This is a genomic window from Proteus vulgaris (assembly GCF_016647575.1).
In the GTDB taxonomy this organism is placed as follows: domain Bacteria; phylum Pseudomonadota; class Gammaproteobacteria; order Enterobacterales; family Enterobacteriaceae; genus Proteus; species Proteus mirabilis_B.
The window spans coordinates 715,580-742,358 of the sequence record NZ_CP032663.1; the positions used below are offsets into that span (position 1 = coordinate 715,580).

The 26,779-nt window shown below is 38.7% G+C and carries 20 protein-coding genes; 10 read left to right on the forward strand and 10 right to left on the reverse strand.

From position 1 onward, the window contains the following. Positions 1 to 37: 37 nt before the first annotated feature. Complete coding sequence (gene yedE, locus D7029_RS03320; RefSeq protein WP_088493729.1) at positions 38 to 1,264, forward strand: selenium metabolism membrane protein YedE/FdhT; 1,227 nt, start codon at positions 38 to 40, stop codon at positions 1,262 to 1,264. Beyond that, positions 1,261 to 1,503, forward strand: coding sequence for a sulfurtransferase-like selenium metabolism protein YedF (gene yedF, locus D7029_RS03325; RefSeq protein ID WP_006535172.1), 243 nt, complete (start codon positions 1,261 to 1,263; stop codon positions 1,501 to 1,503). Before yedE ends, yedF begins: the two co-directional genes overlap by 4 nt. 80 nt (positions 1,504 to 1,583) lie before the next feature. Here the strand turns inward: yedF and D7029_RS03330 are convergent, their stop codons facing one another. Further along, on the reverse strand, positions 1,584 to 2,222 hold the full coding sequence (locus tag D7029_RS03330; RefSeq protein WP_194951838.1) for a TetR/AcrR family transcriptional regulator: 639 nt from the start codon (positions 2,220 to 2,222) through the stop codon (positions 1,584 to 1,586). A 93-nt stretch (positions 2,223 to 2,315) separates the two neighbouring features. Between D7029_RS03330 and D7029_RS03335 the strand changes: the two genes are divergently transcribed. Next, a complete protein-coding gene (locus D7029_RS03335; protein WP_194951839.1) occupies positions 2,316 to 3,017 on the forward strand; it encodes a DAPG hydrolase family protein in 702 nt (233 codons plus the stop codon). A gap of 262 nt (positions 3,018 to 3,279) precedes the next feature. Here D7029_RS03335 and rdgC read toward each other — a convergent pair whose 3' ends face one another. Beyond that, positions 3,280 to 4,188: a recombination-associated protein RdgC gene (gene rdgC, locus D7029_RS03340; protein WP_088493726.1), complete on the reverse strand. Its 909-nt coding sequence runs from the start codon at positions 4,186 to 4,188 to the stop codon at positions 3,280 to 3,282. 1,329 nt (positions 4,189 to 5,517) lie between these two features. Here rdgC and D7029_RS03345 point away from each other — a divergent pair. The 4 genes from D7029_RS03345 (at position 5,518) to D7029_RS03360 (ending at position 11,276) form a co-directional block, all read left to right on the forward strand. After that, the gene (locus D7029_RS03345) at positions 5,518 to 6,732 is read left to right on the forward strand and encodes a porin (RefSeq protein WP_228766729.1); all 1,215 of its coding nucleotides are present in this window, start codon (positions 5,518 to 5,520) and stop codon (positions 6,730 to 6,732) included. Positions 6,733 to 6,818: 86 nt separating this feature from the next. Beyond that, entirely contained in the window at positions 6,819 to 8,774 is a 1,956-nt protein-coding gene (locus tag D7029_RS03350) for a bifunctional 2',3'-cyclic-nucleotide 2'-phosphodiesterase/3'-nucleotidase (RefSeq protein WP_088493724.1), read from the forward strand. Between the two features lie 86 nt (positions 8,775 to 8,860). Further along, positions 8,861 to 9,637: a ribonuclease T2 family protein gene (locus D7029_RS03355; RefSeq protein WP_069368615.1), complete on the forward strand. Its 777-nt coding sequence runs from the start codon at positions 8,861 to 8,863 to the stop codon at positions 9,635 to 9,637. A 19-nt stretch (positions 9,638 to 9,656) separates the two neighbouring features. After that, on the forward strand, positions 9,657 to 11,276 hold the full coding sequence (locus D7029_RS03360; RefSeq protein ID WP_194951841.1) for a bifunctional metallophosphatase/5'-nucleotidase: 1,620 nt from the start codon (positions 9,657 to 9,659) through the stop codon (positions 11,274 to 11,276). A gap of 286 nt (positions 11,277 to 11,562) precedes the next feature. On the opposite strand, the gene D7029_RS03365 is transcribed toward D7029_RS03360, so the two are convergent. The 3 genes from D7029_RS03365 to sbcD form a co-directional block, all read right to left on the reverse strand. Continuing rightward, entirely contained in the window at positions 11,563 to 12,162 is a 600-nt protein-coding gene (locus D7029_RS03365; protein WP_072069426.1) for a nitroreductase family protein, read from the reverse strand. 131 nt (positions 12,163 to 12,293) lie between these two features. Next, positions 12,294 to 16,022, reverse strand: coding sequence for an SbcC/MukB-like Walker B domain-containing protein (locus D7029_RS03370; RefSeq protein WP_194951842.1), 3,729 nt, complete (start codon positions 16,020 to 16,022; stop codon positions 12,294 to 12,296). Next, positions 16,022 to 17,251, reverse strand: coding sequence for an exonuclease subunit SbcD (sbcD, locus tag D7029_RS03375; RefSeq protein ID WP_194951843.1), 1,230 nt, complete (start codon positions 17,249 to 17,251; stop codon positions 16,022 to 16,024). Before sbcD ends, D7029_RS03370 begins: the two co-directional genes overlap by 1 nt. Positions 17,252 to 17,472: 221 nt before the next feature. Between sbcD and phoB the strand changes: the two genes are divergently transcribed. The 3 genes from phoB (at position 17,473) to brnQ (ending at position 21,306) form a co-directional block, all read left to right on the forward strand. Beyond that, entirely contained in the window at positions 17,473 to 18,162 is a 690-nt protein-coding gene (phoB, locus tag D7029_RS03380) for a phosphate regulon transcriptional regulator PhoB (protein ID WP_023580900.1), read from the forward strand. Positions 18,163 to 18,185: 23 nt separating this feature from the next. Further along, the gene (gene phoR, locus D7029_RS03385) at positions 18,186 to 19,484 is read left to right on the forward strand and encodes a phosphate regulon sensor histidine kinase PhoR (RefSeq protein ID WP_194951844.1); all 1,299 of its coding nucleotides are present in this window, start codon (positions 18,186 to 18,188) and stop codon (positions 19,482 to 19,484) included. A 478-nt stretch (positions 19,485 to 19,962) separates the two neighbouring features. Next, positions 19,963 to 21,306, forward strand: a complete 1,344-nt coding sequence (brnQ, locus tag D7029_RS03390; protein WP_194951845.1) for a branched-chain amino acid transport system II carrier protein — start codon at positions 19,963 to 19,965, stop codon at positions 21,304 to 21,306. 69 nt (positions 21,307 to 21,375) lie between these two features. On the opposite strand, the gene ydhT is transcribed toward brnQ, so the two are convergent. From ydhT to D7029_RS03415, 5 genes are all read right to left on the reverse strand, one after another. After that, positions 21,376 to 22,347 (reverse strand): protein YdhT, encoded by a 972-nt coding sequence (ydhT, locus tag D7029_RS03395; protein ID WP_194951846.1) that lies wholly within the window; start codon positions 22,345 to 22,347, stop codon positions 21,376 to 21,378. A 25-nt stretch (positions 22,348 to 22,372) separates the two neighbouring features. Then, positions 22,373 to 23,170 carry a thiosulfate reductase cytochrome B subunit gene (gene phsC, locus D7029_RS03400; RefSeq protein WP_194951847.1) on the reverse strand — a complete coding sequence of 266 codons (798 nt, stop codon included), beginning with the start codon at positions 23,168 to 23,170 and terminating at the stop codon, positions 22,373 to 22,375. Then, positions 23,167 to 23,838, reverse strand: coding sequence for a 4Fe-4S dicluster domain-containing protein (locus D7029_RS03405; RefSeq protein ID WP_088493715.1), 672 nt, complete (start codon positions 23,836 to 23,838; stop codon positions 23,167 to 23,169). The genes phsC and D7029_RS03405 overlap by 4 nt, the downstream gene beginning before the upstream one ends. Positions 23,839 to 23,904: 66 nt before the next feature. Further along, entirely contained in the window at positions 23,905 to 24,624 is a 720-nt protein-coding gene (locus D7029_RS03410; RefSeq protein ID WP_194951848.1) for a YdhW family putative oxidoreductase system protein, read from the reverse strand. A 19-nt stretch (positions 24,625 to 24,643) separates the two neighbouring features. Next, positions 24,644 to 26,746: an aldehyde ferredoxin oxidoreductase gene (locus D7029_RS03415; RefSeq protein WP_194951849.1), complete on the reverse strand. Its 2,103-nt coding sequence runs from the start codon at positions 26,744 to 26,746 to the stop codon at positions 24,644 to 24,646. Positions 26,747 to 26,779: the final 33 nt, after the last annotated feature.

Here is a 26,779-nt window from a genome sequence, read left to right on the forward strand (position 1 = left end):
AGAGGGTCTCTCGTAGAGGTAAGCTCTAGGAAAAAACATGTCTTGGTCAGAATTTAAATCCCAGTACCTGATCCGTTTTTGGAAGCCTCTTCCAGCAGTTATCGCGGCAGGTATCTTATCAACTTACTACTTTGGTTTAACCGGCACTTTCTGGGCTGTCACGGGTGAATTTACTCGCTGGGGTGGTCACGTTATGCAATGGTTTGGCGCTCACCCTGAAGAATGGGGTTATTTTAAAATCATCGGTCTTGAAGGTACGCCATTAACGCGTATTGATGGCGTTATGATCATCGGGATGTTTGGAGGTTGTATTATGGCCGCTCTTTGGGCTAACAACGTCAAACTTCGTCATCCTCAACATAAAATTCGTATTCTTCAAGCTGTTCTAGGTGGGATCATCGCAGGTTTTGGTGCCCGTCTAGCAATGGGTTGTAACCTTGCGGCATTTTTTACTGGTATTCCTCAGTTCTCTTTACATGCTTGGTTTTTTGCTGTTGCAACGGCAATCGGCTCTTACTTTGGTGCCAAATTATCATTGATGCCTTTGTTTCGTATTCCGGTAAAACTGCAAAAAGTCAGTCAAGCTTCACCTATCACTCAAGATAAACAACGTGCGAAACGTCGCTTTAGGTTGGGAATGGTGATCTTTTTTGCCATGATTGCGTGGTCTTTAATTATTCTTTTTGATTCACCAAAACTGGGTTTCGCTATGTTAGGCGGTATTGGTTTTGGTATTTTAATTGAACGTGCGCAAATCTGTTTTACTTCTGCTTTCCGTGACTTATGGATAACAGGCAGAACCCATATGGCAAAAGCGATTATCATCGGTATGGCGGTGAGTGCGATTGGGATCTTCAGTTATGTTCAGTTAGGTGCCGCACCTAAAATTATGTGGGCAGGTCCGAACGCCGTCATTGGTGGCTTACTTTTCGGTTTCGGTATTGTTCTGGCTGGTGGGTGTGAAACAGGTTGGATGTATCGTGCCGTTGAGGGTCAAATTCACTTTTGGTGGGTTGGGCTTGGTAACGTAATCGGTTCAACATTACTGGCTTATTATTGGGATGATTTTGCCTCTGTGATCGCAACTGATTATGACAAGATTAATTTACTTGATACCTTTGGCCCTGTAGGTGGTTTGGGTGTGACGTATCTGATGCTTGGTCTGTCATTTGCATTATTACTTTGGTGGGAAAAACACTTTTTCCGTAAAAAAGCACAACAAGAAAACGCTATTTCAACACAGCTCAATAAGGAAATCGTATGAGCCAGAAAGACACCATTATTCCTGATTATCGTCTAGATATGGTCGGTGAACCTTGTCCTTATCCTGCGGTGGCAACGCTTGAAGCTATGCCATCACTGAAAAAAGGCGAAATATTAGAAGTGGTGAGTGATTGTCCTCAATCAATCAACAATATTCCACTTGATGCGAAAAATTATGGTTATACCGTGTTAGATATTCAACAAGATGGCCCGACTATCCGTTATTTAATTCAAAAATAATAATCAGATATCTTGGTTGAAATAATCGCAATAAAGACAGTGAGTACAGCAAAACATATGCTGACTCGCTGTTTTTATTTTTAAGGTTTTAATATCGGGATAATAAGCTGTATAGCTTGTTGAATTCGAGGGCTAAAATCAGATTTTGGCGTTGGAGGGATTATCCCTAATGCAATTTGACGCAAAGGTTCAGCGATCACCATCGCTAATAAAAGATCACTTAATACTGCATAATCATAATGCCTGATTATTGCGTTTTTTTCTTGTTGTTGTAACCACTGCGTAAGTAGACTACGACCTCTTAATATTCCGCTTCGTTGATATTTTTCCATAAGTATTTCACGGCTAGGAAAGTTTTCTTGCAATAACTTATACAAGCCTACTGCTTTATCATTAAGTACTGTTTGAGTCATGCTGTTTAAATGTTGTGATAACAACAGGGTAAACTCGTCAAAATCAGTGGCCTTATCATGAAAAATAGCGACGAAATTGTCAGTCCATGACAACACAATTTGTTCCACTAAGTCTTCTTTATCTTTGATAAAACGATAAATCGTTTTTTTGGCAATGCTTGCCTGTTTTGCAATGGCATCAATGGTTGTTGCGCTGTAACCCTGCTCTAAAAGTAAACTCATGGTCGCTTCATATATTTCTTGGCGGATCTCTTCTTCAGGGCGGGCAGGGCGTCCTCGTTTTTGATTAATCTTGCTATCTGTCATTTTTTAGCCTCTTTTTTAGTTGATTTTATCACTCTTTAGGGATAAAACAATTAGGAAACGAATTGTGTTTCCTAATTAATTGGAGTTGAGAAAATGAAAAAACAAACATTGCATTTACCTTGGGCTTTAAATGACATTAATGAACTTTTATCACCTGCACCATTACGCTTGGAAATGGGAATTGAAAGGGATGAAGCGGGGCATTTGACGGTCGCAGTACGTACCGATTTACATGGTTGTAAAGGCAAGATGCTAGAGTGGTGGTTTACCTTTTTTGAAACATCACAACATATTCGCTGGTGGCATCCCCATGATCATGTTGCTCACAATGGTTGGGATGATAAATGGATCAAAGGAAAAAGTTATATCGGGGCATCAATTAAGGCAGTTGAATCCTTAGGGGATATTCCACCCGTTGGAGCACAACTTAAATTCCATGACGCGAAAGATTTTTTTGATAACACATTATTAGAAGAAGCCTATAAAACAGGCGCACTTTCTGGTGCGGTATGTGCCACTATTGGTTTTGGCTCTGATGTGAAAACAGATGAAAACGGTGATCCTACCGACGGTAAAATGGTGCATTTAACGCGAGATACGGATTGGGGATGTGTATTAAGAAGCCGTTTTTATTTAGGTCACTCATTAGAAAATCCAGCTGTAGAATTACCAGATGAGATAGCTTTTGGGTTATTGCAGCACTGTTATAACGAGTTTACTTATCTTTCTCGTTTCCTGCCGTCATTGTATTACGGTGAACATGCGAATGGGGAGAAGGGGGCGTTGCCTTGGTAGTAACAATGCTCGTCATACAATACTCGTCATACTTCAAGCTGTAGCGTTGTTGACGGCATTCACTCGCACTAGTCACATACTATTGTATGCTCCTAGCGACTCGTTCATTTGTCGCCTAGCTACCTCTTGAATTATTTAGAGTATTCAATAGGGTATAACGAGTAGAAGAAGACAAAAATAGAAGAATAAGAGAGTGTGTGAGAGAGTAACTTCGAGCAGATCAGTGGTTGGACTGATCTGCTTGTTGTATTTTATTCGCAGATTACTCTGCTTCGCCGCCGAGGACTTCGGTGACGCGTTCAATTAAGGCGCTTAATTCACCGGTCATTAAAACAAAGTCGGCATCAAAACGTTGGGCAAAATCGGCTTTATCAATATCGTCATTTTGCTCACGTAAAGTTTCACTGAATTTGATGCGTTTGATAGAACCATCATCACAAAGCATAAATTGCAGGCGATCTTCCCAATCTACAGAAAGTTTGGTGACAAATTTACCCGCTTCAATATGTGTCGCAATTTCGTCAGAAACTAATTCTTGTTTCTTACAACGAATAACACCACCTTCATCTAACACCGCTTTTAGCTCTGCTTCATCCATTAAGGTAAAGCCAGCAGGGAGTTCTCCAGAGCGTACCCACTCTGTCATTTTTAACTCAACGGATTCATTAAAGTTTAGAGGAACAACTGGTAGTGAACCTAAGGTTTTACGTAGCAAAGCTAAGTTATCTTCGGCACGTTTTGCACTGCCTGAATCAACAATAACGAGTTGTTTTTCTAAATCTAGCCAAATAAAAGTCTGTGAGAATTTACTAAATGCGCGAGGGAGCAGAGTATGTACCACTTCATCTTTTAAGGTGGCTTTCTCTGTCTTTTTCAGTTTACGGCCTTGTTCGCCTTCAAGTTTTTCAACTTTGTCTTGCAGTGCTTGCTTAATGACTGTCGCAGGTAAGATTTTGTCTTCTTTTCGTGCGCACATCATGACTTGTTTACCCGTTACATGGATAAGCGCTTCACCACGATCGCCCATTGGCGAAACCCAACCTGTTCGAGTCATATCTTGGCTACTACAAGGTGTGAATGCCAATGAAGCAAGCTGTTGTTCTAACTCATCCATTGACAGTGCTATCTCTTTATTTAAGCGATAGACCAAAATATTTTTAAACCACAGCATCTGACATTCCCCTTAATCATTATTTACCGCAATATGATACTGAATGTTTAGGGTATCTAAAAGGTAATATCCCTTAAAAGAAAATCAATACCGAGTTATTTAATAAAAAGATAAAAAAAGCTGAAACGAATAATTAGTAAATCTACTCTATGATAATGAGTTTTATTCTTATTTGAGTTGGATTAATTAAGAATATTGATAATGAAATAACATGATTTTTAGCACAAACCATTATGTGATAATAATCACATAATTTTATTTTTATACTCTTTTTTGTTTACAAACTGAAATCACTTTCAGATTTATCCCTGCATTAATTTACAAAACAAAAATATTCCTGACACTCTCATGTGATAATTATCACAAAATCAAGAAAATGTGTAAGGGTGTTTTTCACAATTATCGAAGTGATTTTGATCACAAATTTTGATATTTTTTTTTCAAATATCGATAAAAGAGCACGATTGGGCTTTTTATATTAACTATGGTAATAGTTTAGATTTTGTAATGTTTCATTTGGTTTTGTTGTTACTTGTACGTATTGATTAGATATTGTGATTGAATAGTATTCTTGTGCTTCTTTTTTTAATATTTACAGATAATTATTCTTTTTATGATGGAGTGTTACTCGTTACCACCAGTTAAATTGTATTTAAATTCGACTTCGCCTTTATTTAAATAAGAAATAAATATAAAGATAAAAAATTATTAATTAGGAATAACAATATTCAAATCTTTAGTGTTATTTATTTAGTGGTTAAAAATAATACTTCCTTTTAAATATATTAAATAGGGAGATAAATTTTTTATTAGCAAAAAAAAGAGTCTTATAAAGAAATGAAATATAAAAGAAAAATCCAAAAGTACTATTTTTAAAAAGTTGATTAAGTTCAAAAAACACGTATCTTTACCTTTAATTGTGATACCTATCACTTGGGTATGTAACCATGAAAATGCACATTGGTGTAATTGTGGGCTACATCACGAAAGCAGGGCTTTTTTTTGAGTAACATGCCATCGAAAACTCAACGACCTATTTCTTTTCCTGACAGAAATAAAAGCAATGCCCTTATTTAAAATATAATGAGGATATTATTTTTGTGTCTTATTGGTGATTACGTCTGTGTCAAGGAAATTAAAACCTTTAAGAAAATTTTGTAGAGTCATAATTAGTAGCTATAAAAATTATCAATTGTGAGAGCGATTTTCTTTTTCGAAATTCGTGGCAGGGATCTTTTGTCTGAATCTCAGGTCAACTATATACGGCGGTATTATTTTTGACCTTAAAGAAAATCATAAAACTATAGAAAATAGATGGGTATTTTAATCATGAAAAGCTTGAAGCCTCTAGCAGCACTGGTTGGTTTGTTGGTTCTTTCTGGATCTGCAAACGCAGTAAACGTGTATAACGATAAAGGTACACGTTTTGATGTAAACGGTCAGTTCCGTTTAAAAACACAAGTGACTAGCCAAAATCATGAAATGAAAATGACGGATGATGGTAGTCGTATTGGTTTCTTTGGTTCGCATGAGCTGACTAACGATATCAAAGTTTTTGGTAAATTAGAGTGGGGTTCGGATACTCAAAGAACTAACAGTGACAACCCTAAATCAAACTTTGAAATGTACAACCGTGTGGGTTATGTCGGTTTCTCTCATCGTGATTATGGTCAAATCCAATTTGGTCGTACCTATATTCCGATCGACTGGGTTAAAAAATCAAGCTATGGCTATGGTAACACGGGTGTATTCTACTTTAGCGATGTATTAGGTCGTTCAGTAGGTTTCTCTGGTGGTAATACGAATATTACAGAAGATAAGTATGGTAATCATCGTATTGATTATAACGGTGTTGGTAAAAACAACTTTATGACCCGTTTACCACAAACTATTTTCTTAGAAACTAACCGTTATGAAGGCTTTAAATTAGCGGGTACGGTGACTGGTAAATCTGGTGATGACGGTCGCCGTGTTGCAGGTGATATTACTCGTGCATATTCAGTAGTTGGTTTCTATAAATCAACTTTCGGTTTGGAGTTCGATGCGGGTTACTCAGCAGCTAAAGGTGAAGCAAATACTTCAGGTCCAAATAAAGACAAAACACCTGAAAACAGTATTTTAGCTTTTGGTGCTGAATACTTCTTCCCAGGACGTGAATTCTCTATTGGTTTAGACTATGGTCAATCTCGTGCTAAAAACCCAGGTTTAGCACTCTATGAAAACCAATTTAAAAACCCTCGTGGTTGGAACTCAGTTAAAGGCGACTGGAAAGCAGATTTATATGGTGTTGGTGTGAAATGGCACTGGGATCGTATCGAAAGTGGTATGTATGCAGGTTATTATCTGCGTGATGGTGATGCAAACACGTTCAACTACAAAAAAGAAACCTATACTGTGGGTGTAGATAAACGTTTTGCAGTATCTAAATATAACAACTTACGTTTATTCGCTGAAATGGCATACGATGATGCTCGCAGTGATAACGTGAAGTATGAAGATAAAAAACAATATATCTTCGAAACTGGTATGCGTCTGTACTTCTAGTCCTAGTAAAGGCACTACCGTTTGAAAGAAGTAATGAAAGGAGAGCGATATCGCTCTCCTGTTAACCAATATATAAGGGGTGTGTAATGGTTAAGAATGTGTTGAAAATTTCAACATTAGCAATGTTTGTCGCATTCAACGTGAATGCTGCGACAGTCGATCTTCGTATTATGGAGACGTCTGATGTTCACAGTAACTTAATCGACTTTGACTACTTCAAAGACAAACCAACAGAACAGTTTGGTTATGTCCGTACTGCTAATTTAATTAAAGCAGCAAAAGCTGAAGCAACCAATGCGATTTTAGTTGATAACGGCGACTTGATCCAAGGTAGCCCGCTGGCTGACTATCAAGCAGCTAAAGGCTTAGAAAAAGGCGAATCTCATCCAGCTCACCAACTGATGAACACCATGGGCTACACAGTAGGTAACTTTGGTAACCATGAGTTTAACTATGGTTTAGATTACCTGAAAAAAGCCATTGCCGGTGCTAAATTCCCTTACATCAACGCCAACGTGATGGATGCGAAAACAGGCAAAAACTATTTCACACCTTATATCATTGTTGATACACCAGTAAAAGATCGTGATGGTAAAGAACACACTATCAAGATTGGTTATATCGGCTTCGTACCACCACAGATCTTAATCTGGGATAAAGCCAATCTGGATGGTAAGGTCGTTGTAAACGATATTACAGAAACAGCGAAAAAATTCGTCCCTCAAATGAAAAAAGAGGGTGCAGACCTGATTGTGGCTATTCCTCACTCTGGTTTCGCGTCAGAGCCGTACAAAGCAATGGCGGAAAACTCTGTTTATTATTTAAGTGAAGTTGAAGGCATCAATGCAATCATGTTTGGTCACGCTCACGGCGTATTCCCAAGCAAAGAATTTGAAGGCATTAAAGGTGTAGATACAGCGAAAGGTACCGTAAACGGTGTTCCTGCTGTTATGCCTGGCCAATGGGGTGATCACTTAGGTGTCGTTGATATGGTTATCAATAACGACAGCGGTAAATGGGTGATGACTGAAGCAACAGGTGAAGCGCGTCCTATCTTTGATAAAGCGAACAAAAAAGCATTAGTTGAACGTGATGCTGAATTAGCTCAAATCATCGAAAAAGCACACCAAGGTACCCGTGATTTCGTGGGTAAACACATTGGTAAAGCTTCTGCTAACATGTACAGCTTCTTAGCATTAGTACAGAGCGATCCAACTGTACAAATCGTTAATGATGCACAAGTTGATTACACCAAACACTTTATTCAAGGTGATCCGAACTTAGACGGTTTACCAGTATTAGGTGCAGCTGCGCCATTTAAAGCGGGTGGTCGTAAAAACGCACCAGCAGACTTCGTAGAAGTTGAAAAAGGTGACTTAACATTCCGTAACGCGGCAGACTTATATCTGTATCCAAACACATTAGTGGTTGTTAAAGCGACCGGTGCTGATGTTGTTGAGTGGTTAGAATGTTCAGCAGGTATGTGGAACCAAGTTGATCCTAACTCAACTAAACCACAAGAACTGATCAACTGGGATGGTTTCCGTACTTATAACTTCGACACCATTAGCGGTGTGAACTATAAAGTTGACTTAACTCAACCAGCTAAATATGACGTTGATTGCCAAGTGGTTAACAAAGGTGCGAATCGTATCAAAGAAGTCACTTACGAAGGCAAACCAATCGATCCTAAAGCAACATTCCTGATCGCAACAAATAACTACCGTGGATACGGCGGTAAATTTGCAGGTACTGGTGAAGCGAATATTGCGTTTGCATCTCCAGATGAAAACCGTGCGATTTTAGCTTCTTACATTGCTAAGCAAACTAAAGAAAAAGGTGAAGTTGCGACTAAAGCTGCTAACAACTGGTCATTCTTACCGATTAAGACTGATAAAGCGTTAGATGTACGTTTTGAAACTTCTCCAAGTGAAAAAGCTGCTGCATTTATTAAAGATTTTGCTCAGTATCCAATGACCTTCGTGGAAAATGATGAAATCGGTTTTGCAATTTACAAAATCGATTTAACTGAGAAGAAATAAGCTATTAAACCTGCCCATTCAGGGCAGGTTTTTCTTACCTTTTTTGAACCAAGAGAGTAGATTTAATTGCTCTTTAAGGGGATTTTATGCGCTTTATGAAGCTATTACCTGCTGCTTTTGCTTTAGTGCTAGCAGGATGTGCAACGCAAGCACCTGAAATTACAGAACCATTAAAACCTCAAGCTAAATTAGTTGAAGGCGTATCTTGTATTTTACCTGATGCTCCAACAGCACCTTACGACTACATTGCTTCTAATGATCGCTATGGTCAAAACAGCACAGCATCAACAGATTACTTTAAGTTAGCGATTAACTACTCACCGGCTTTTTGTGATTACAAAAGCAATAATATTAAACGTTTAAATAACGATAATGAAAAAGATCGTGCAAAACGTGAGTACGATAAATTTGAAATCCAGTGCTTCTCTGATAACAAATTTGGCTGGATTGTTCATGGGCTGTGGGCTGAAACCTGTGATGGTAAATCATGGGAAGAGTGCCGCGATTGGAAAGACATACGCAAGCATCCTCGTTTATGTAAAGGCGATTTACCACCTTTAGAATACTCTGCTATCAAACCTTATCTGTGTGATTCTCCAGGTATCGACTTGTTACAAGGTGAATGGGAAAAACACGGTGTGTGTGCGTTTGATACACCAGATGCATTCTTTGGTAAACAAAAAGAGTTGTATGAAGCGTTAGTATTACCAGAAGGCCGTCCTTCAAACAGTGCATTGATTAAGTTCTTAAAAGAACACAATCCATCACTGAAGGACAAAGAAATTCAAATTAATCGAGATGAATTCTATATCTGTTATAGCAAAGATTTCGAAGTAATTGATTGTCCGAAACGTGAATTTTGATCTTAGGGATAAATTTTAAATGAATCATAAATACAAACTCGTTGCACTTGCAGTAAGCTCAGTCTTATTAGCAGGTTGTGCAAAGAACTACGACGAAGCTAATGTTGTTGATGTGCGTGTTATCGCAATGAACGACTTCCACGGCGCGCTGAAAGCACCAGAAGGTAAATCTGGTGGTATCGAGCACATGGCTACGTTAATCAAAGAAATGAAGAAAGATAACCCGAACAACATCGTTGTTGCGGCGGGTGATATGGTTGGTGCAAGCCCACTGTTATCTTCAATGTTCCATGATGAGCCTTCAATTGAAGCATTATCATTAGCAGGCTTAGAAGCAACTTCTGTGGGTAACCACGAATTTGATAAAGGCATGGGCGAGTTACTGCGTAAACAAAACGGTGGTTGCCACCCAGTAACTGGTTGCCAAGGTCCAACTGAGTTTAAAGGTGCTGATTTCCAATACTTAGCGGCTAACGTTATTGTTAACGAAACGGGCAAAACTTTATTCCCAGAATACGTTATTAAAGAATTCAACGGTATTCCTGTTGCGTTCATCGGTTTAACTTTAGAAGGTACAGCGGCTATCGTAACTCCTAAAGGAACTGAAGGTTTAAGCTTCCACAATGAAGCAAAAACGATCAACGCATTAGTACCACAATTAAAAGCGAAAGGCGTTCAAGCAATTGGTGTTCTGATCCACGAAGGTGCTGCACAGCGTCGTGATGGTGGCCCAGTTAATATCAACGCATGTAATGGTATTACAGGTAAAGTACTGGGTGTTGTTGAGCAATTAGATCCAGCTATCGACTTCGTTGTTACAGGTCATACTCACCAAGCTTACAACTGTACTATCAACGGTAAATCAGTGACATCAGCACAATCTAACGGTGCAATGTTAACGCGTATCGACCTGAAATTAGATAAAACAACGAAAGACGTTGTAGATATCAATGCAAAAAATATTTGGGTTGATAACCGTAAATATGAAAAAGATCCAGCAGTTAGCAAACTGTTAGAAGCTTACGAAAAAATTGCTACCCCATTAGCTAACCGTATTATCGGTAAGTTAGAAGGTAATTTAACTAAGCAAACTAACGATGCGGGTGAGTCTGGATTAGGTCAAGTGATCGCAGATGCACATCTGTATACTGCAAAATCTAAAGAAATGGGTGGCGCACAAATCGGTTTAATGAACGGCGGTGGTATCCGTGCTGATATGAAAGGCGGCGACGTCTCTTATAACGCAATCTACACTGTACAGCCATTCTCTAACGTACTGTTAACTCAAACGTTAACGGGTGAGCAAATTAAACGCCTGTTAGAACAACAATGGGATCGTTCACGTCCACAAGTGTTAGCGGTTTCAGGTAACTTCCAGTACACATGGGATAGTAAAGCTTCTAATGGTAACCGTGTTATCGTTGAATCAATGAAAATTGATGGCAAACCAGTAGACATGAAAGCGAATTACCGTGTTGTTGCTAACGAATACTTAGCAACAGGTGGTAGTAACTTCTCTGTACTGAAAGAAGGTAAAGATCCAGTTTACAGCGTGCCAGATGTTGATGCAGTCGTGAAATACTTTGCTGAGCAGTCTCCAATTGCTCAACCAAAAGCAAATAACATCACACGTAAATAACGTATTTTCATACGCCTTGTGAAAATCGCACCTTTTACTTCGGTAAAGGGTGCGTAAATAAATAAAGAGAGCAAAGTGTTGAACACAAAGGGTCCATCCCTACCTTTGTATTCATTGCGCACTTTGCTCTTTTTTTATGGAATTTTTAGAATGGTGGCATAAGGCCACCATTCTTGCTTTGTGGGAATGTAATAAAAAAAAGCCCACAGTGGCTGTGGGCAAGGAATGAAAGTAAAAAAAGAGGGTATTATTGCTAGGGTCTTTTGTCAGATGTCTGTTCTAACACTTATTTGAAGATTTTAAAGCGTGAATCATCTTCCATATAATTCTTCTCGCCAGCCTCTTGTTCAATCGAACCAAAGACCATTTGAGCTCTTAATTTCCATGTTTTTGGCAGATCCCAAGTTGCATGAACTTCATCATCAATAATTGGGTTGTAGTGTTGTAATGAAGCACCTACGTTCTCTGCTGCTAATGCAGTCCAAACAGAAAGTTGCGCCATACCACTTGCTTGTTCTGACCATACAGGGAAGTTATCTGCATACAGAGGGAATTGCTCTTGAAGACCTTTTACGATATCTGTGTCTTCAAAATACAGAATTGAACCAGCACCTGCGGCGAAGCTATTAATTTTTGCTTCAGTTGCACTAAATGCTTCTGCGGGTACTAATTTTTTCAGTGTGTTTTTAACGATATCCCACAGTTTTTGATGTTGTTCACCAAACAGAACAACAACACGAGATGTCTGTGAGTTAAATGCTGTTGGACTCTCTTTAACCGCTTCTTTGATAATCGCAGTGACTCTGTCTTCGCTAATTGGAAGTTGATTACCTAAATGATAAATTGTTCTACGTTTTTTCATTAAATCAGTAAATGCGTTAGACATGATTGTCTCCTTGATAAATTTAAGCGCTTAAAGCGTGTCTTAGCTTGAGCTAATCTATGGACATACTATAGGGCTTAGCAGTGATTTATTGATATATAAAAAATTTAATCAGCTACGTCAAAATATTCGACCTAGTTTTTAACTGTTTGATTTAGATTCTGTTTATCTACATATCTAAACTCGGGAGCGAGTTGGCTAATACCTAAGCCTCCAGCTTTCTTCACTTTAATTTGCACAGGAATGCGCTCTTTCATGGCTTCTACGTGACTAATCACACCAATAATTTTACCGGATGCATTAAGGCTATCGAGCGCATCTAATGCAATATCTAAGGTATCAGGATCTAATGTCCCAAAGCCTTCATCTAGAAATAGTGATTCGATTTGAGTCTTGTTACTGACTAAATCCGAAAGCGCTAAAGCGAGTGATAAACTGACTAAGAAGCTTTCGCCACCAGACAGCGTGCGAGTATCCCGCAGTGCATCTGCTTGCCAAGTATCTGCAATTTGTAGTTCAAGGCTTGCGGGTGTTTTGCGTTGCAAGAAATAGCGTCCATGAAGCTTTTCTAAACGACGGTTAGCCAAATAAATTAGATGATCAAGCGTTAAACCTTGAGCAAAACGGCTAAATTTATCCCCTTTGGATGATCCCACCAATTCATTTAAGTAGCTCCAATCATCAAAGTGAGATTGTTGTTTAGTAATACGCGTCAGTAATTCCTGCTGCTCTTTACGTTTTTCTTCGTCAGTGCGCAGTTGCTCTTGAATACGAAATTTCGTCTCTTGTAACTGAGTAAATTGAGTTTCTAACATCAATAACTGAGCGGTAATTTGTTCGAGATTTTGTTGTGTTGCCAATAATGGTTGTTGTAATAAGTGCTGTTGATATGCATTTTCTTGTGTATCCAAACGTGTTTTTTCTTGCAGAAGCTTATCAAGCCGTTGTTTTTGTTGTTCTTGTAAACGATTTCTTTCTTCCACTGATAGCAATGAAGCTAAAAAGGCATTTTCATCAGCAAATGGGCTGTTTTTTAATCTATTTTGATATTGTTTAAGGATATCTTGTGAGTGAACATGAAGCCGTTGTAGTGATTTTTCATTTTCCTGATATTGACCAATAAGCTGATTTAAACGGATTTCGAGTCGGTTTTTTTCTTCGCTATATTGCTCAATTTGTTTTTGTAACAATTGACTTTGTTTATCCAACTCATTGCGAGCATCTTCGGTAGTTTGTGTGCCGAATAAAGCTTGGCGTTGTGCTTTTAGCTGTTCTTGTTGCTGATGTAACTGCTGTAAATGGATCAAAGCAGCACCAAGTTCTTTTTGAACTTCAGCTAAATAGCGTTTTCTCTCTTCTTGCGTTAATGACAATTCACGAATTGTTTGTTGCAATTCGTGATGTGTTTTTAATGTTGATTGATATTGCTGGTTCTCTTCTTTACGTGCATTAAGCCATTGAATTTTATCTTCAGATGCCTGTAACTCATAACCTTGCTGTTTAACAAGTGATTGAATATCTTGCGCCAACTGAATTTGTTGTTGAAGATACTGCGCTGTTTGTTGTTGCTTATTGGAGACTTCTTTTTGTTGCTGAGTTAATTCATTTTGTTGATGAAGAATGGCTTGCTGTTGCTGATAAAATTGTTCTTTGTTATCAGATAACAGTTTGTATTCTTGTTGAGTTTTGGCATCTAATGCTTGGTAACTTACTCGTTTTTGTGTCAGTAATTTATCTTCTTTTTCAAGTGCTGCATCTAATTGAGTTAAAGTAGTTTCTTCGCAGTCAACATCTGGTAATGCGTGAGAGTGAGCTAAAACTTTCCATTGCTGTTTTAATGACGCAATATCTTGTGTTAGTTGCTCAAGGTCGCTACTTAATTTTTCATTTTGAGCTTGATAATTAGCACACTGTGTTTTTTGTTCCACTAACTCTATGGTTAATGTATTAACTTGTTGCGTTAAAATATCTAATCGTGTTTTTGTTTCATCTGGTTTAATTTCTTTATATTTTTCAACATAAGGATGTTCAGTAGAGCCACAAACAGGGCAGGGATTATCTTTAACTAAATGTTGTCTTTCTTCTTCGTATTCGGCTAATTTTCGTATTAAAAGATAATTGTCATTTAAGTCTTTAAGATGTTGCTTTTTCTCTTTTAAAACGATGTCGTTTTTGCTGATATTTTCAGTCAGCGAGGCTATTTTTTGCAGGTTTTCTGAATGGCTTTTTTGGTACTGATGTTCAGTTTTTAGAGCATGCTGTAATTGAGCCTGTAATCCCATCAATTTCGCGAGCGCATTTCTTTGTTGAGAAATTTGTTGCAAGCGATGAGGAATATCTGCAATTGCATCTACTTTATTTTGTTGCTCAAGTTGTGTTTGTAATTCGCTTAATCGTTGTTGCTGTAAATTAAGGTTGTGTTGTTGTGCCTCTAGTGTGTGCGTTGTTTTTTCGAGGGCAAGTTTAAGTAATTGCTCTTTTTCTTGTTCTGCCTTTTCACTTTTCTGGCTAATTAGATATTTTTCTGTAATTTCATCATATTGTTCAAAATAGCGTTGCCATAAAGGTAAATTCTCAGCAAGTTGAGCATAAGCTGTATGCTGATTTAAATATTCACTTAATTCATTAAATTGCTTTTGTGAGCCAGTTAATTGGGCTTCTGTTAATTGTATTTTTTCCAGATATTCTGACTGTGTTTTTTCCAGCGTATTCTTTTGTTGTGTTTTTGCTGAAATATCTTGTTGTAACAAGACTAACTGATTATCTAATGGCGTCACTTCTTCACGAATAAGTCGTAATATTTGCTGTTTTTTCTCATCGTGTTGTTTAAATGCGTCACGAGCCACCATTAAATGCTGATTAATTGGTTGGCTTTGTTGTTCAATAAGCTGTTTTTCTGTTTTCAGTGTTGAGAGTTGTGACTCAATATAGGTTTGTTCTTTTAATAGACGATTTTTTTCATCATAAATCGGACGAATTTTTTCTGCGGGTTCGCTATTTTCAAGACGTCGAATATCGGGCTTGGCAGCAACTAAAGCTTCTTGTGCTAAGTTAACTCCATTTTGTGCTAATAGCTTGTTTTTATTGATTTCAATATCTTTTTCTTGCCACTGCTTTGCTGCTTGATATTCCTGTTGTTCTTTTTGTAATAAGCTCTCTTTGGCAAAAAGATCAGTTTGCTCAGTTAATAAAGCTTGGCGAGCATTCTCATCTAATAACGCCATCATTTCGGCTTGTTGCTTTAGTGTTTTTAAGGCTTGTTCTTCTTCACGCCAATGTTTAAAGATAGATTGGGAGATATGGCGATAAATATCTGTGCCAGTCAGTTCTTCGAGTAATTCAGCGCGAGATTTATCATCTGCATTTAAAAAGGCGGCAAATTGCCCCTGAGAAAGCAACATAGACTTAGTAAAACGATCAAAATCAAGCCCCGTAATATTAATGATCATCTCTTTTACTTGGCTTATTTTGCTGGCTAATATTTTGTCTTCACCTCCCGTTGTATTTATTTTAACGAGTTCAGCCTGTGGTGCTTGAAGATTGCCATCTTCCTTATAATTGGCACGGCGTTGTTCCCAAAATGCACGATAAGCCACACCTTTGACTTCAAATTCAACTTCAGTCAAACACTCCGCGGTATGACGCGTCATTAATTCATTTTGTGATTGTGTGATTTTATCTAATCGTGGAGTTCGATGATAAAGTGCTAAGCTAATCGCATCTAATAGTGTGGTTTTTCCTGCACCAGTAGGACCTGTGATAGCAAATAATCCGTTGCTAACAAAAGGCTCTTGGTCAAAGTTGATTTTCCACTCACCTTTTAAAGAGTTAATATTTTTAAATCGCAGACTTAAGATTTTCATTATGCTTCGTTATCCTCTTGTTCTGCCATTTCAACTGCTTGTTTAAATAGTGTTATTAAACGAGTTTTCGTTTCTTCTGAATCAAATTCATGTTGTTCTAAGCGTCTTTCAAAAACATCATAAACGGTTAATTCGGTGAGTGTTTCTTTCTCATTTTGCGTGAACGTTTGGCGCTGTTTTCTGGATCTTCTTAATAAGATCACATCAAAAAGGGGATCGTTAGTTAGCTCTTGAACTCGGTTTTGTATATCACTGAGATAATCTTGTGTTGAAACTTCGATATCCAACCAAATAGTGGTATCGGTTTCACCATATTGTTTTTTTAAATCGTCAAGTTGTACGGCTATCTCTTTTAATGATCCACTGATGGTGCGTAGCAACTGAAATTCAGGAATAGGTAATAGTGTGAGGTGAGTTAATTTGTCTTGTTCAAAATCGATAAGGCAGACGCTTTTTTGCTGACCACTTTCATCAAAACTTAAAGGAATAGGAGAGCCACTATAACGAATATGACCTGATTTATTCACTACTTGAGGGCGGTGAATATGACCAAGAGCAATATAGTCAAATTCAGGAAATAGCGTTGCAGAGAAAGCCTCTAAAGTACCGATATAAATTTCACGTACAGAGTCCGTTACTTTTGCACCAATGGTTGTAAGGTGACCTGTTGCAATAATCGGAATATTGACGTTCAGTTGCTTACGTAAATCAAGAGCCTCTTGATATTGAGCTTGATAATAATCAGCAATCGCTCCTTTTAGAGCATTTTGTTTTTCAGCACCTGATTGTCCACTTTTACTGCTTATCATATCTCTAGGACGTAGATAAGGGATCGCACAAAGTAGTGCGCCCGGCGTATTATCTTTTTGAGGAAGAATGAGTGGGGCTTGCGGTGTTTCAGCATGAACATTGGCAATAACCGTTGTATTTAAACATGCTAATAATGATTTAGATTCATTTAGTGTTGCGACAGAATCGTGATTACCACCTAAAATAACAAGCTGACATTGTGTATCTCGAATAGCAACAACAAAGCGGTTATAAAGCTCTCTGGCATAACTTGGGGGGGAGCCTGTATCAAAAATATCTCCTGCAACAATCAATGCATCAACTTGATAATGTTTAATTTGTGCTAATAACCAATCAAGAAATTGTTGATGCTCTTGTGCGCGAGTTTTAGTAAAAAAATATTGCCCTAAATGCCAGTCTGATGTGTGAATAATCCGCATTGCTATCCCTCTTTTTTATCTGATGAAGAGTATAGCGCACCTTACTTTTTTAGTGAAAACCCAACAATAAGCCTTCTTTTTGAGTGATATTTCACCGAAAAATGATTTATTTACCTTAACAACAGGGATCTATTTCAGTAATGTTAAGGTTAGTCATAAATCTGTCATAAAACTGCATCATAATCATTTTGACCCTCTATATACATTACACAGGATAGAGTATGGCAAGGCGTATTCTTGTTGTTGAAGATGAAACCGCAATTCGAGAGATGATCTGTTTTGTTTTAGAACAAAATGGTTTTCAACCTATTGAAGCAGAAGATTATGATTCTGCATTGAGCTTTCTTATTGATCCTTACCCTGATCTGGTTTTATTAGATTGGATGATCCCCGGTGGATCAGGCTTGCAGGTAATAAAACAGATGAAGCGGGAAAGTAATACCCGTGATATTCCAATTATTATGCTAACGGCAAAAGGGGAAGAAGAAGATAAAGTCCAAGGGCTAGAAACGGGTGCTGATGATTACGTCATTAAGCCTTTCTCACCGAAAGAGCTTGTGGCTCGTGTGAAAGCAATTTTACGACGATTATCACCAATGTCTGCGGAAGATATTATTGAATTCAATGGATTAGGGCTTGATCCTGTTTCTCATCGAGTGACGAGTCAAGATAAACCGATTGATATGGGACCCACCGAATTTAAACTCCTGCACTTTTTTATGACACATCCTGAACGCGTGTATAGCAGAGAACAACTGCTAAACTATGTTTGGGGAACAAATGTTTATGTCGAAGACCGTACTGTTGATGTGCATATTCGTCGTTTACGTAAAGCCATTGAAGAAGATGGCCATGACAGAATGATACAGACAGTACGTGGAACGGGATATCGTTTCTCTGCCCGTTTCTAAGTCAATATGGGAGTAATCGTCAGGTGTTAGAACGACTATCGTGGAAAGCCCTCGTTTGGGGGCTATGTCTATTTTGCTTACCTGCTTTTATATTATCGCTTTTTATCGGGCATCTTCCTTGGTTGCTGGTGGCATCGCTACTCAGTGCACTTGTGTGGCATGCCTATAACTTGCTGAAATTATCTAAATGGTTATGGCTAGATCGCTCAGTACTGCCTCCGGAAGGAAGAGGGGGATGGGAGCCTATTTTTTATGGTATTCGACAGACTCAACAACGCAATCGTAAACGACGCAGAGAACTAGGTGACTTAATTAAACGTTTTAGAAGTGGTGCTGAAAGCTTGCCAGATGCTGTTGTGATGATGACAAATGAAGGGAATATTTTTTGGTGTAATAGCCTTGCTCAACACTTACTCGGCTTTCGCTGGCCCGAAGATAACGGACAAAATATTTTTAACTTATTACGTTACCCTGATTTCTTGCACTATTTTACCGCAGGCGATTTTAGTCGCTCTTTAACTATTTCACTTAATAATGGCTCTATTGTTGAGTTTCGAGTGATGCCATACAGCGAAGATCAGCGCTTAATGGTGGCACGTGATGTGACAGAAAAAAATAAGCTAGAAAATTCACGACGTGACTTTTTTGCTAACGTTAGTCATGAGTTAAGAACACCACTCACCGTTATTCAAGGTTATCTTGAAATGATGGAAGAAACTAGTGCCTCCAAACCCGCAGAGCATAAGGCGATAGTGACGATGCAGGAGCAAGCTAAGCGCATGGATACGCTTGTTCAACAACTCTTACAACTTTCTCGTATCGAATCTGCTCCTCATATCGATTTAAACAAGATTGTTGATATCCCTGCCATTTTGGTTCTATTACAACAAGAAGCGAACTCATTGAGCCAAGGCCAACATCATATTGTTTTTGATGTTGATGAACAGTGGGCTGTTCGTGGTAATGAAGAGCAACTGCGTAGTGCGGTTTCTAACTTAGTGTATAACGCTATTAATCACACTGAAGAAGGCACAACAATTAAAGTCAGTTGGAAGAAAATTCCTCAAGGCATGTTATTTAGTGTTTCAGATAATGGGTCGGGGATCAGCGCTGAACACCTAACTCGTTTAACAGAGCGCTTTTATCGTGTTGATAAAGCTCGCTCTCGCCATTCTGGTGGTACTGGGTTAGGTTTGGCTATTGTGAAAAAATCGCTGCTTCATCATCACTCTCAATTGAATATTGAAAGTAAAGTAGGTGTTGGAAGTACGTTCTCTTTTATCCTTCCTCAAACATTGCTTACCGCTAAAAAAGCACACTAGCAATATGTCTTTTTAAAGCCTTTATCACTTATCTTTAATCTGTGATAAAGGTTTTTTTGCCCCTTTCTTGATCTTTTTAATATCAATAAAAACTAATATCGTAGCGTTAAATTTTAATATTATTAATTAATGGTAACTTTAAATGATGCCAATGCTCAATATTATTGGTGATAAAATGCACAAATCATATCATGTATATTCGATGATATATGACAGTTATAACTAGTGCTGAAAAATAGTTTAGATGATTATTCTGGTTTTAGGATTGGCTATTGCCTTTTTTCATTATAAAAGTTTTACTTGTGAGCAGTTATCGGCAATTTTTTCTATTTAGTACCTAATTGCTCTGCATGAAATGATTATATATGGATATTATCCTGAATAATGACGGTCTGAGCTTAAATAGATATTGTTGATTTTATGTTGCGCTACCTTGGCGTAATTTAACCATTATTGTAACTACATATTAACAAAACTTATGGCACATAGATTAACTTCCAGAGATATCCTGGCATTAGGGTTTATGACATTCGCCCTATTTGTTGGCGCTGGCAACATTATTTTTCCTCCAATGGTGGGGTTACAATCAGGCGAATTTGTTTGGACTGCCGCGATTGGCTTTTTGATCACCGGCGTGGGTTTACCTGTTTTAACGGTTGTTGCACTGGCAAAAGTTGGTGGTGGTATTGAGGCATTAAGTACACCTATTGGTAAATCAATGGGATTGTTATTAGCCATTGTTGCCTATCTTGCTGTTGGACCTCTTTTTGCAACCCCTCGTACTGCAACGGTTTCTTTTAAAGTGGGTATTGCACCTTTAGTGGGTGATACAGAGATGTCATTGCTGATTTACAGCATTGTCTATTTCTTAATTGTTATTGGTATTTCGCTTTATCCGGGGAAATTGCTAGACAGTGTTGGTCATATTCTTGCGCCGATTAAAATTCTGGCATTAGCGATATTAGGTGTGGCTGCGGTCTTTTGGCCAGCTGGTGGCGCTATTCCTGCGACTGAAGCTTATCGTGATATGGCGTTAACTCAGGGATTTATTAACGGTTACCTCACCATGGATACATTGGGCGCTATGGTTTTTGGTATTGTTATTGTTAATGCCGCTCGCTCTCGAGGTATTGATAATTCGTCACTGTTAACACGTTATACCATGTGGGCGGGAATTATTGCGGGTGTATTGTTAACTGCAATTTATTTGAGTTTATTTAAATTAGGCTCTAGCAGCGGCAGTATCATTCCGGGTGCTCAAGACGGTGCTGATATTTTACATGCCTATGTTCAGTACACTTTTGGTAATTTTGGTAGCTTCTTTTTAGCCGTACTGATTTTCTTAGCCTGTATGGTGACTGCTGTTGGTTTAACCTGTGCATGCGCAGAGTTTTTCAGCCGTTATTTGCCTATCTCTTATCGTGTATTAGTGTTGATTTTAGCGATATTCTCAGCTGTTGTTTCAAACTTAGGTTTGAGCAAACTGATCGCGTTTTCTATTCCTGTGCTGATAATGATTTATCCACCTTGTATTGTGATTATTTTAATGAGTTTCACATTACGTCTGTGGAATAATCCAAGCCGTATTATCGCGCCAGCAATGGCTGTTAGCTTATTTTTCGGTATTTTTGATGCAATAAAAGCGTCCGATTATTTGAAACATTTATTACCAGAATGGGCGACAAAACTGCCATTAAGTGAGCAAGGTTTAGCGTGGTTAATCCCAGTCATTGTGACGATTGTTGTGTGTGGTATTTACGATAGAGTCGCTGGTTCACAGAATAAAAAAGTGATCCATACTGAAGCGATTCATAAGCAATAAAATACATTGATTGCAAAAGTAAAAAGGGAAACGAAAGTTTCCCTTTTTTAATAATATATATTTGAAGTATTAATTAACAGAAGTCGAGTTCTGTTTTATATGTGCAACAGGATGCTGATTTTCATCTAAATAGTAATGAACTCCAGCGACGATACCCTCTTCACCTTCATAGAAGATCTTAAAGCGGGTACGATTACCGTCATGATAAGCAATAACTGCACTACCGCCTTTTCCTAAGCAGAACTGATGGATATTACCTGTTGAGATACAAATACTGTTATCACCAGATACCGTGACTTTACAGTTATCGCCTGTATTAATTGCTACGGAGTTATTTCCAGTAACATTGATTTGCGCTAAATCACCCGTGTTGGTGACTTTTGCGCGATCTTGAGAGGCAGTAATAAAATTACGTATACCGCTATTGGCGATATGGACACCATTACCTGACGCATAAATTTTTACATCATTGCCACTATTACAAATGCGAGAGCGTCCACCTAAGCTACCGATACGACACTGATTTCCTGTATTACACACTTTTCCTGCGAAACCAGTATTCATTAATTGGTTACTATAACCGGTGTTGGAAATGCTGTTTTCATCACCAGAAAAAGCCACGATGTTATTATTGCCACACAAAGCGAGATCGGTACTTAGTTGCTGACTTTTTAAGATCAATTGATGCCATTCAGTAGAAAATTGAATATTTTCAGAGGTTGGCAACGTATTGTGATAGGGCAGGCGTTGTAATGTCACGCCTTGCTGTTGTTCATTGCCGAGCAGGAACAAGATGTTTTCCATCACTTCTTGTTCCTGTTTGGCAAAGGATGCTTCACTAAAATGACGTAAATAAATATATTGAATAAAGCTTTCTATCCACTGTGTACGGCGCTGTTTTATTAACTCACTATGAATAGCACTGTAAGTGCCTCCATCAGGAAAATAACGTAAAAACCAACGATAAAGCGAAGTTGAAACATGCAGCTGTCGTAAGTCTTCTTTTGTTAATCTAATATCTTCCTTTGAAGGGACTGACATATAAGCTCCTTAATCCATGTATTAATTAGTGTCTATGGTAACCATCAACCATACTGCGAAATGTTTGGAATGGTGTTTTTCCTGTTGTACACAGATAAAGGTGACCAATGATAAAAAAGACACTACATACAGCTAATATTTGGTGCGCGATTAATAACCAAGCTTTAAACATGACGGCATCAGCAGGAATAAATGCTGGATTTTGAAGTAAAACACCCGTTATCAAAAGCAGTGGAACTAACGCATACATCACACCTAAATAAGCCATTTGTTGTAGTGGATTAAACTTAACATTAGGTGTCGCTGGGAAGGGATGACCTTCTCCTTTGATAATACCGTAGAGATAAAAACGAGTTTGCATAAAGGCGCGTTGAAACCAGTTTTTGCCATCAATGCGGTAAAACTTGCCATTACCACCAACAAGGTTAATAAGAATAAAGGACAACCAGCAAACCAAAAGCAGATAACCACAGATTTCATGCACACTGACTAATAACGCAGTATCGTGGGCTGAAAGTAGGGCGAAATGGTTAATGCCACCACTTAGAAGTAACAGAATAAATAAAGAGGCATTACTCCAGTGCCACAAACGAACAGCTTTAGAGTAAAGATAGAGTTTCTCTTCTTTATGCGATTCACCATGAGGTGTGGCAAAGCGATAACGTAAAAAACCATGCAGTGCGAGAACAAGTAGCATGCCAATAAATAATACGCCCGCAACAATTAGCCAAAGAGGTAAATAGTCAGGTGTATAGATTAAAACATACTCTTTTAGTGCGGCTTGGAACTGAGCACTGTCTGGCATTGTATTGACGATACTCATACTTTACCCTCCTCTTGAACATGAGGCCCTACACGGCGATAGAGATGCGGTTTTCCTACACCATCAAGTTGATAAATATAGTAATCGTGTGTTTTGAGCCATTCTTGAATTTGAGGACTGTCTTCTCTACCAAATAACAAGGCATTTTGTGGACAAGCACTCACACAAATCGGTGGGAAACCTTTTTGTAATCGAGACTCAAGACAAAAGTCACATTTATCAGCAACATGTGTCACAGGGTTAAGATAACGAACTTGGTATGGGCACGCTGATATACAATAGCTACAACCAATACATTTATCTTTATTAACACGAACAATGCCATTGGTCTCATCACGCCAAGAAGCACCCGTAGGGCAAACCGGAATACAAGGGGCATCTTCACATTGCTGGCAAGAGTGTCTAAAGAAATGGTATTTATCGTTGTCTTCTTTGAGGCTTAATGGAATATGAGCGATATCCATTCGTGCCATACCATTGGGTACTTTATTTAATCGACGACATGCAGTGGCGCAGATATTACAGCCATTACAGAGCGTCTCATCGTGGATCATGGCATAGCGGATAGGTTTTTTTTCTGCAGTTGCTGCAAGCGCACTTCCTAGTGGTGCACTGAAAAAAATGACCGATCCCATACCTGCTACAAATTTACGGCGAGAAACACGCATTATTTTTGCTCCTCAGTCTGATGATGTTGTAATACCCACATCGAATTTCGTTGATAAGGCTGAACATTAAGGGTTTTCATGTTGTTCAACCTCAATCCATTCAGTTAAGCCTCGTGCTTTGCCGTAACTCATTAACGTATTGCTAAAGAGATAAGGGGCATCGTTGGATGCTAAAACTTGCTGAATATCCTGAAAATCAGGGTGAGTTTTCATCAGTGTCAGTGCATCTTCAATCTCTGAAGCCGTGTACTTAAAGGGTTCAGACATCAACATGCTTTGTTTCAATGGTCGAGGATAGGTTTCGCATTCAAAACGAACCACACCTGCAATTGCCGTACAAATATCTGCATGGCGGTTTAATAATTGCAGTTGTGCGAAGTTATCTGACATAAATTCATCAGAGTAATAATAATCCTCGCCATTGAGACTTAAATGGGCGATATCAATAAACTCGTCGCTCTTTAACGCGGTTTCTAACTGCGCAATGTCCTCTTCAGTCAGAGAATAGGGCGCATCATACAGCGTTGAAATTGCTAATAGTTCACCTTCTTTTGAACATTGACGTATCGCATTCGCTAGATGTTGTTCGGCAGATAATTCTGCTACTTCTTCCGCAACGGGTTCTTCTGCGATATCTGTTGAGGTGTTAGCACTACGTCCAACACCTGTTTCTGATAGTGGCAGTAACCAACGGCGACGAGAGATATCAGGTTGCTCTAAAGCAATATCTGTATCATCAGCGATATCTTGTGGTATAGAAGCCGATGCATTTTGTTCTATCATCATGATCTCCTTCTTTTACCTATTAACTTGGTAATAAACCACGAGACGCTAAATCGTCTGCAACATCTTGTAATCCAAGGCGAACTAAAGTTTCTTTTGTTGGGCAACCTAACTGTGGATCCCAGCCCATTTCTTCATAGAACATGGTAAGAGAAAGCTGCATATCGACTCTGTCCATTTTGTCTGTGCCTTCAGTAAAGACTGGAATATCAGGATCTTTATCGAATACCCATGAACAGATTTGGTCATGCTCATTACGCATATCCATGGTGTTCATTAATTTAACGGTATAAGCGCGGTGTAAAGTGAAGATACGCTCTGAGGCTAAATCCAGATCTTTAGACGTGGTTGGTTCACCTGTGATAGCGGTAAAGAATTTGGCTTCCATTTCTAAGTCACCACGATAATTACGGCTCTTATGAGGAGAAACCGTCATTGGCCATACCCAGTTACATAAGGTGACCGCATCGTGTAAGCAACTACGTAAAATTGTCCACTTGGTATAAGCAATTTTGGCTTTATTGATTGGTGTATAGTTTTTGGTTTCATCAAAAGCATCACCAGAGCCAAATAGCTCACCTGCAATCTCTTTTTGTAGTTTTAGAGGTAAACCACTACCGATATAGTTGATATGTGTATGTGTCATTGCATCGCGGTTAAACATACAGTTAACGATAGAACCCACTTGAGCCGATGCTTCATTCGCGTGGTGAATTGGGAAGCCCATTGGTGACCAGAGTTTATTTTTCTTATCAGCCCAATACTCTTCACCTAAATTCCAGCGTTGTGCAATTAGGTAAGAGCCATCAGCAAGGTGGCTAAATTCACCTTTGCGATGCGCTAAACGATAGTAGAACTCTTTGATAAATTCAGGGTTACCTTCTTCCAGCTTATCCCATGGGATTTCATTGTATTCGGCTTCTGGTAATACACGTTTAAAGACACCGTGGGTATAACAATACGTGAAGTCGCGATGAAGCTGACCGTAGTTACACCAAAGCCCCATATCATCAAAAATATTCAGACCCACTAAGTTACCAACAACGTTACCATCCCCTTTTTTCTCAACATCCTTAGGGCCATTAGGGAAAATGGTTGTGTGAACGAAGTTAGCAACACAAGTGTTACCACCTGTTTGTGGCACACCAAATTTTTTTGCTTGTGGAACATTGAGTTGAGCCATACAACGGATAGGGCAAGAGTGACAACCACCCATTTTCACGGTGTATTCTTCTGCTTCTGGACCTAAGTCAAAGGTTGATTTCATTGTTCTGAAACCAACAGTATTGATATCACCTGGAGGGATTTCACCTGTTTCAATTGGGCCACCTTCAGCTGCTCCCCAATACAGACCTTTACGTGCAGTCCAACGAGAGCCTGGGTGTGAATATTCTGCCCATGATTGTGGTGTACTTGGTACAACGTGGTTGTTATTAGAGCCAATCAGTTGTGTCATCATATAGTCGTTAAGTTCTTTTAACGCTTTTCGGTCAGCAACGTTAACCCCACGGCTACCTTCGACAACAATGGCTTTTAATTTTTTAGAACCTAAAACTGCACCAACACCAGCGCCACCACTGTGGTTACGGCTATTAATAATGCCAGATAAAGGTACGAGGTTTTCACCAGCAGGACCAATGGTAGCAACACAAGCTTCAGGACTTGTTTGAGCACATAACTCTTCTGTGGTTTGACGAACACCTTTCCCCCATAAGAAGGAGGCATCTTCAATAGAAACTTGGTCATCATCAATATGGATCCAAACAGGCTTATCTGATTTACCTTCAATAATCAGAGAGTCATAGCCTGCAAACTTCATCCATGCTGCAAAAAATCCACCCATATGAGCATCAACGACAAGATTGCCACGAGTAAAGGTGGAAAGAGAGGTGATATTGACGCGAGAGCTACAAGGTGCGCCCGATCCAGTTAAAGGCCCTACAGCGAAGACAACTTTGTTTTCTTCATCAAAAGGTTTAACGCCGGGAGCAACCTCTTCGTACATAATTTTGTAGCCAAAGCCCATACCACCAATCAAAAATTTATATTTGCTTGAGCTTTCACGAGTGATGGCACCGGTAGTTAAGTTGATTCTTAGAATATTTCCAGTCCAGCCGTTAGTCATAATATTGCTTCCTAATCTAAATGTGGTTCAGTG

Coding starts and splice junctions, on each gene's coding strand:
- D7029_RS03345 (WP_228766729.1), top strand. CDS start 5,518: ATGAAAAGCTTGAAGCCTCTAGCAGCACTGGTTGGTTTGTTGGTTCTT.
- sbcD (WP_194951843.1), bottom strand. CDS start 17,251: ATGCGGATTATTCACACATCAGACTGGCATTTAGGGCAATATTTTTTT.
- D7029_RS03415 (WP_194951849.1), bottom strand. CDS start 26,746: ATGACTAACGGCTGGACTGGAAATATTCTAAGAATCAACTTAACTACC.
- D7029_RS03410 (WP_194951848.1), bottom strand. CDS start 24,624: ATGATGATAGAACAAAATGCATCGGCTTCTATACCACAAGATATCGCT.
- D7029_RS03355 (WP_069368615.1), top strand. CDS start 8,861: ATGCGCTTTATGAAGCTATTACCTGCTGCTTTTGCTTTAGTGCTAGCA.
- phsC (WP_194951847.1), bottom strand. CDS start 23,170: ATGAGTATCGTCAATACAATGCCAGACAGTGCTCAGTTCCAAGCCGCA.
- D7029_RS03365 (WP_072069426.1), bottom strand. CDS start 12,162: ATGTCTAACGCATTTACTGATTTAATGAAAAAACGTAGAACAATTTAT.
- brnQ (WP_194951845.1), top strand. CDS start 19,963: ATGGCACATAGATTAACTTCCAGAGATATCCTGGCATTAGGGTTTATG.
- ydhT (WP_194951846.1), bottom strand. CDS start 22,347: ATGTCAGTCCCTTCAAAGGAAGATATTAGATTAACAAAAGAAGACTTA.
- D7029_RS03350 (WP_088493724.1), top strand. CDS start 6,819: ATGGTTAAGAATGTGTTGAAAATTTCAACATTAGCAATGTTTGTCGCA.
- yedF (WP_006535172.1), top strand. CDS start 1,261: ATGAGCCAGAAAGACACCATTATTCCTGATTATCGTCTAGATATGGTC.
- D7029_RS03370 (WP_194951842.1), bottom strand. CDS start 16,022: ATGAAAATCTTAAGTCTGCGATTTAAAAATATTAACTCTTTAAAAGGT.
- D7029_RS03335 (WP_194951839.1), top strand. CDS start 2,316: ATGAAAAAACAAACATTGCATTTACCTTGGGCTTTAAATGACATTAAT.
- phoB (WP_023580900.1), top strand. CDS start 17,473: ATGGCAAGGCGTATTCTTGTTGTTGAAGATGAAACCGCAATTCGAGAG.
- rdgC (WP_088493726.1), bottom strand. CDS start 4,188: ATGCTGTGGTTTAAAAATATTTTGGTCTATCGCTTAAATAAAGAGATA.
- D7029_RS03405 (WP_088493715.1), bottom strand. CDS start 23,838: ATGCGTGTTTCTCGCCGTAAATTTGTAGCAGGTATGGGATCGGTCATT.
- D7029_RS03360 (WP_194951841.1), top strand. CDS start 9,657: ATGAATCATAAATACAAACTCGTTGCACTTGCAGTAAGCTCAGTCTTA.
- D7029_RS03330 (WP_194951838.1), bottom strand. CDS start 2,222: ATGACAGATAGCAAGATTAATCAAAAACGAGGACGCCCTGCCCGCCCT.
- yedE (WP_088493729.1), top strand. CDS start 38: ATGTCTTGGTCAGAATTTAAATCCCAGTACCTGATCCGTTTTTGGAAG.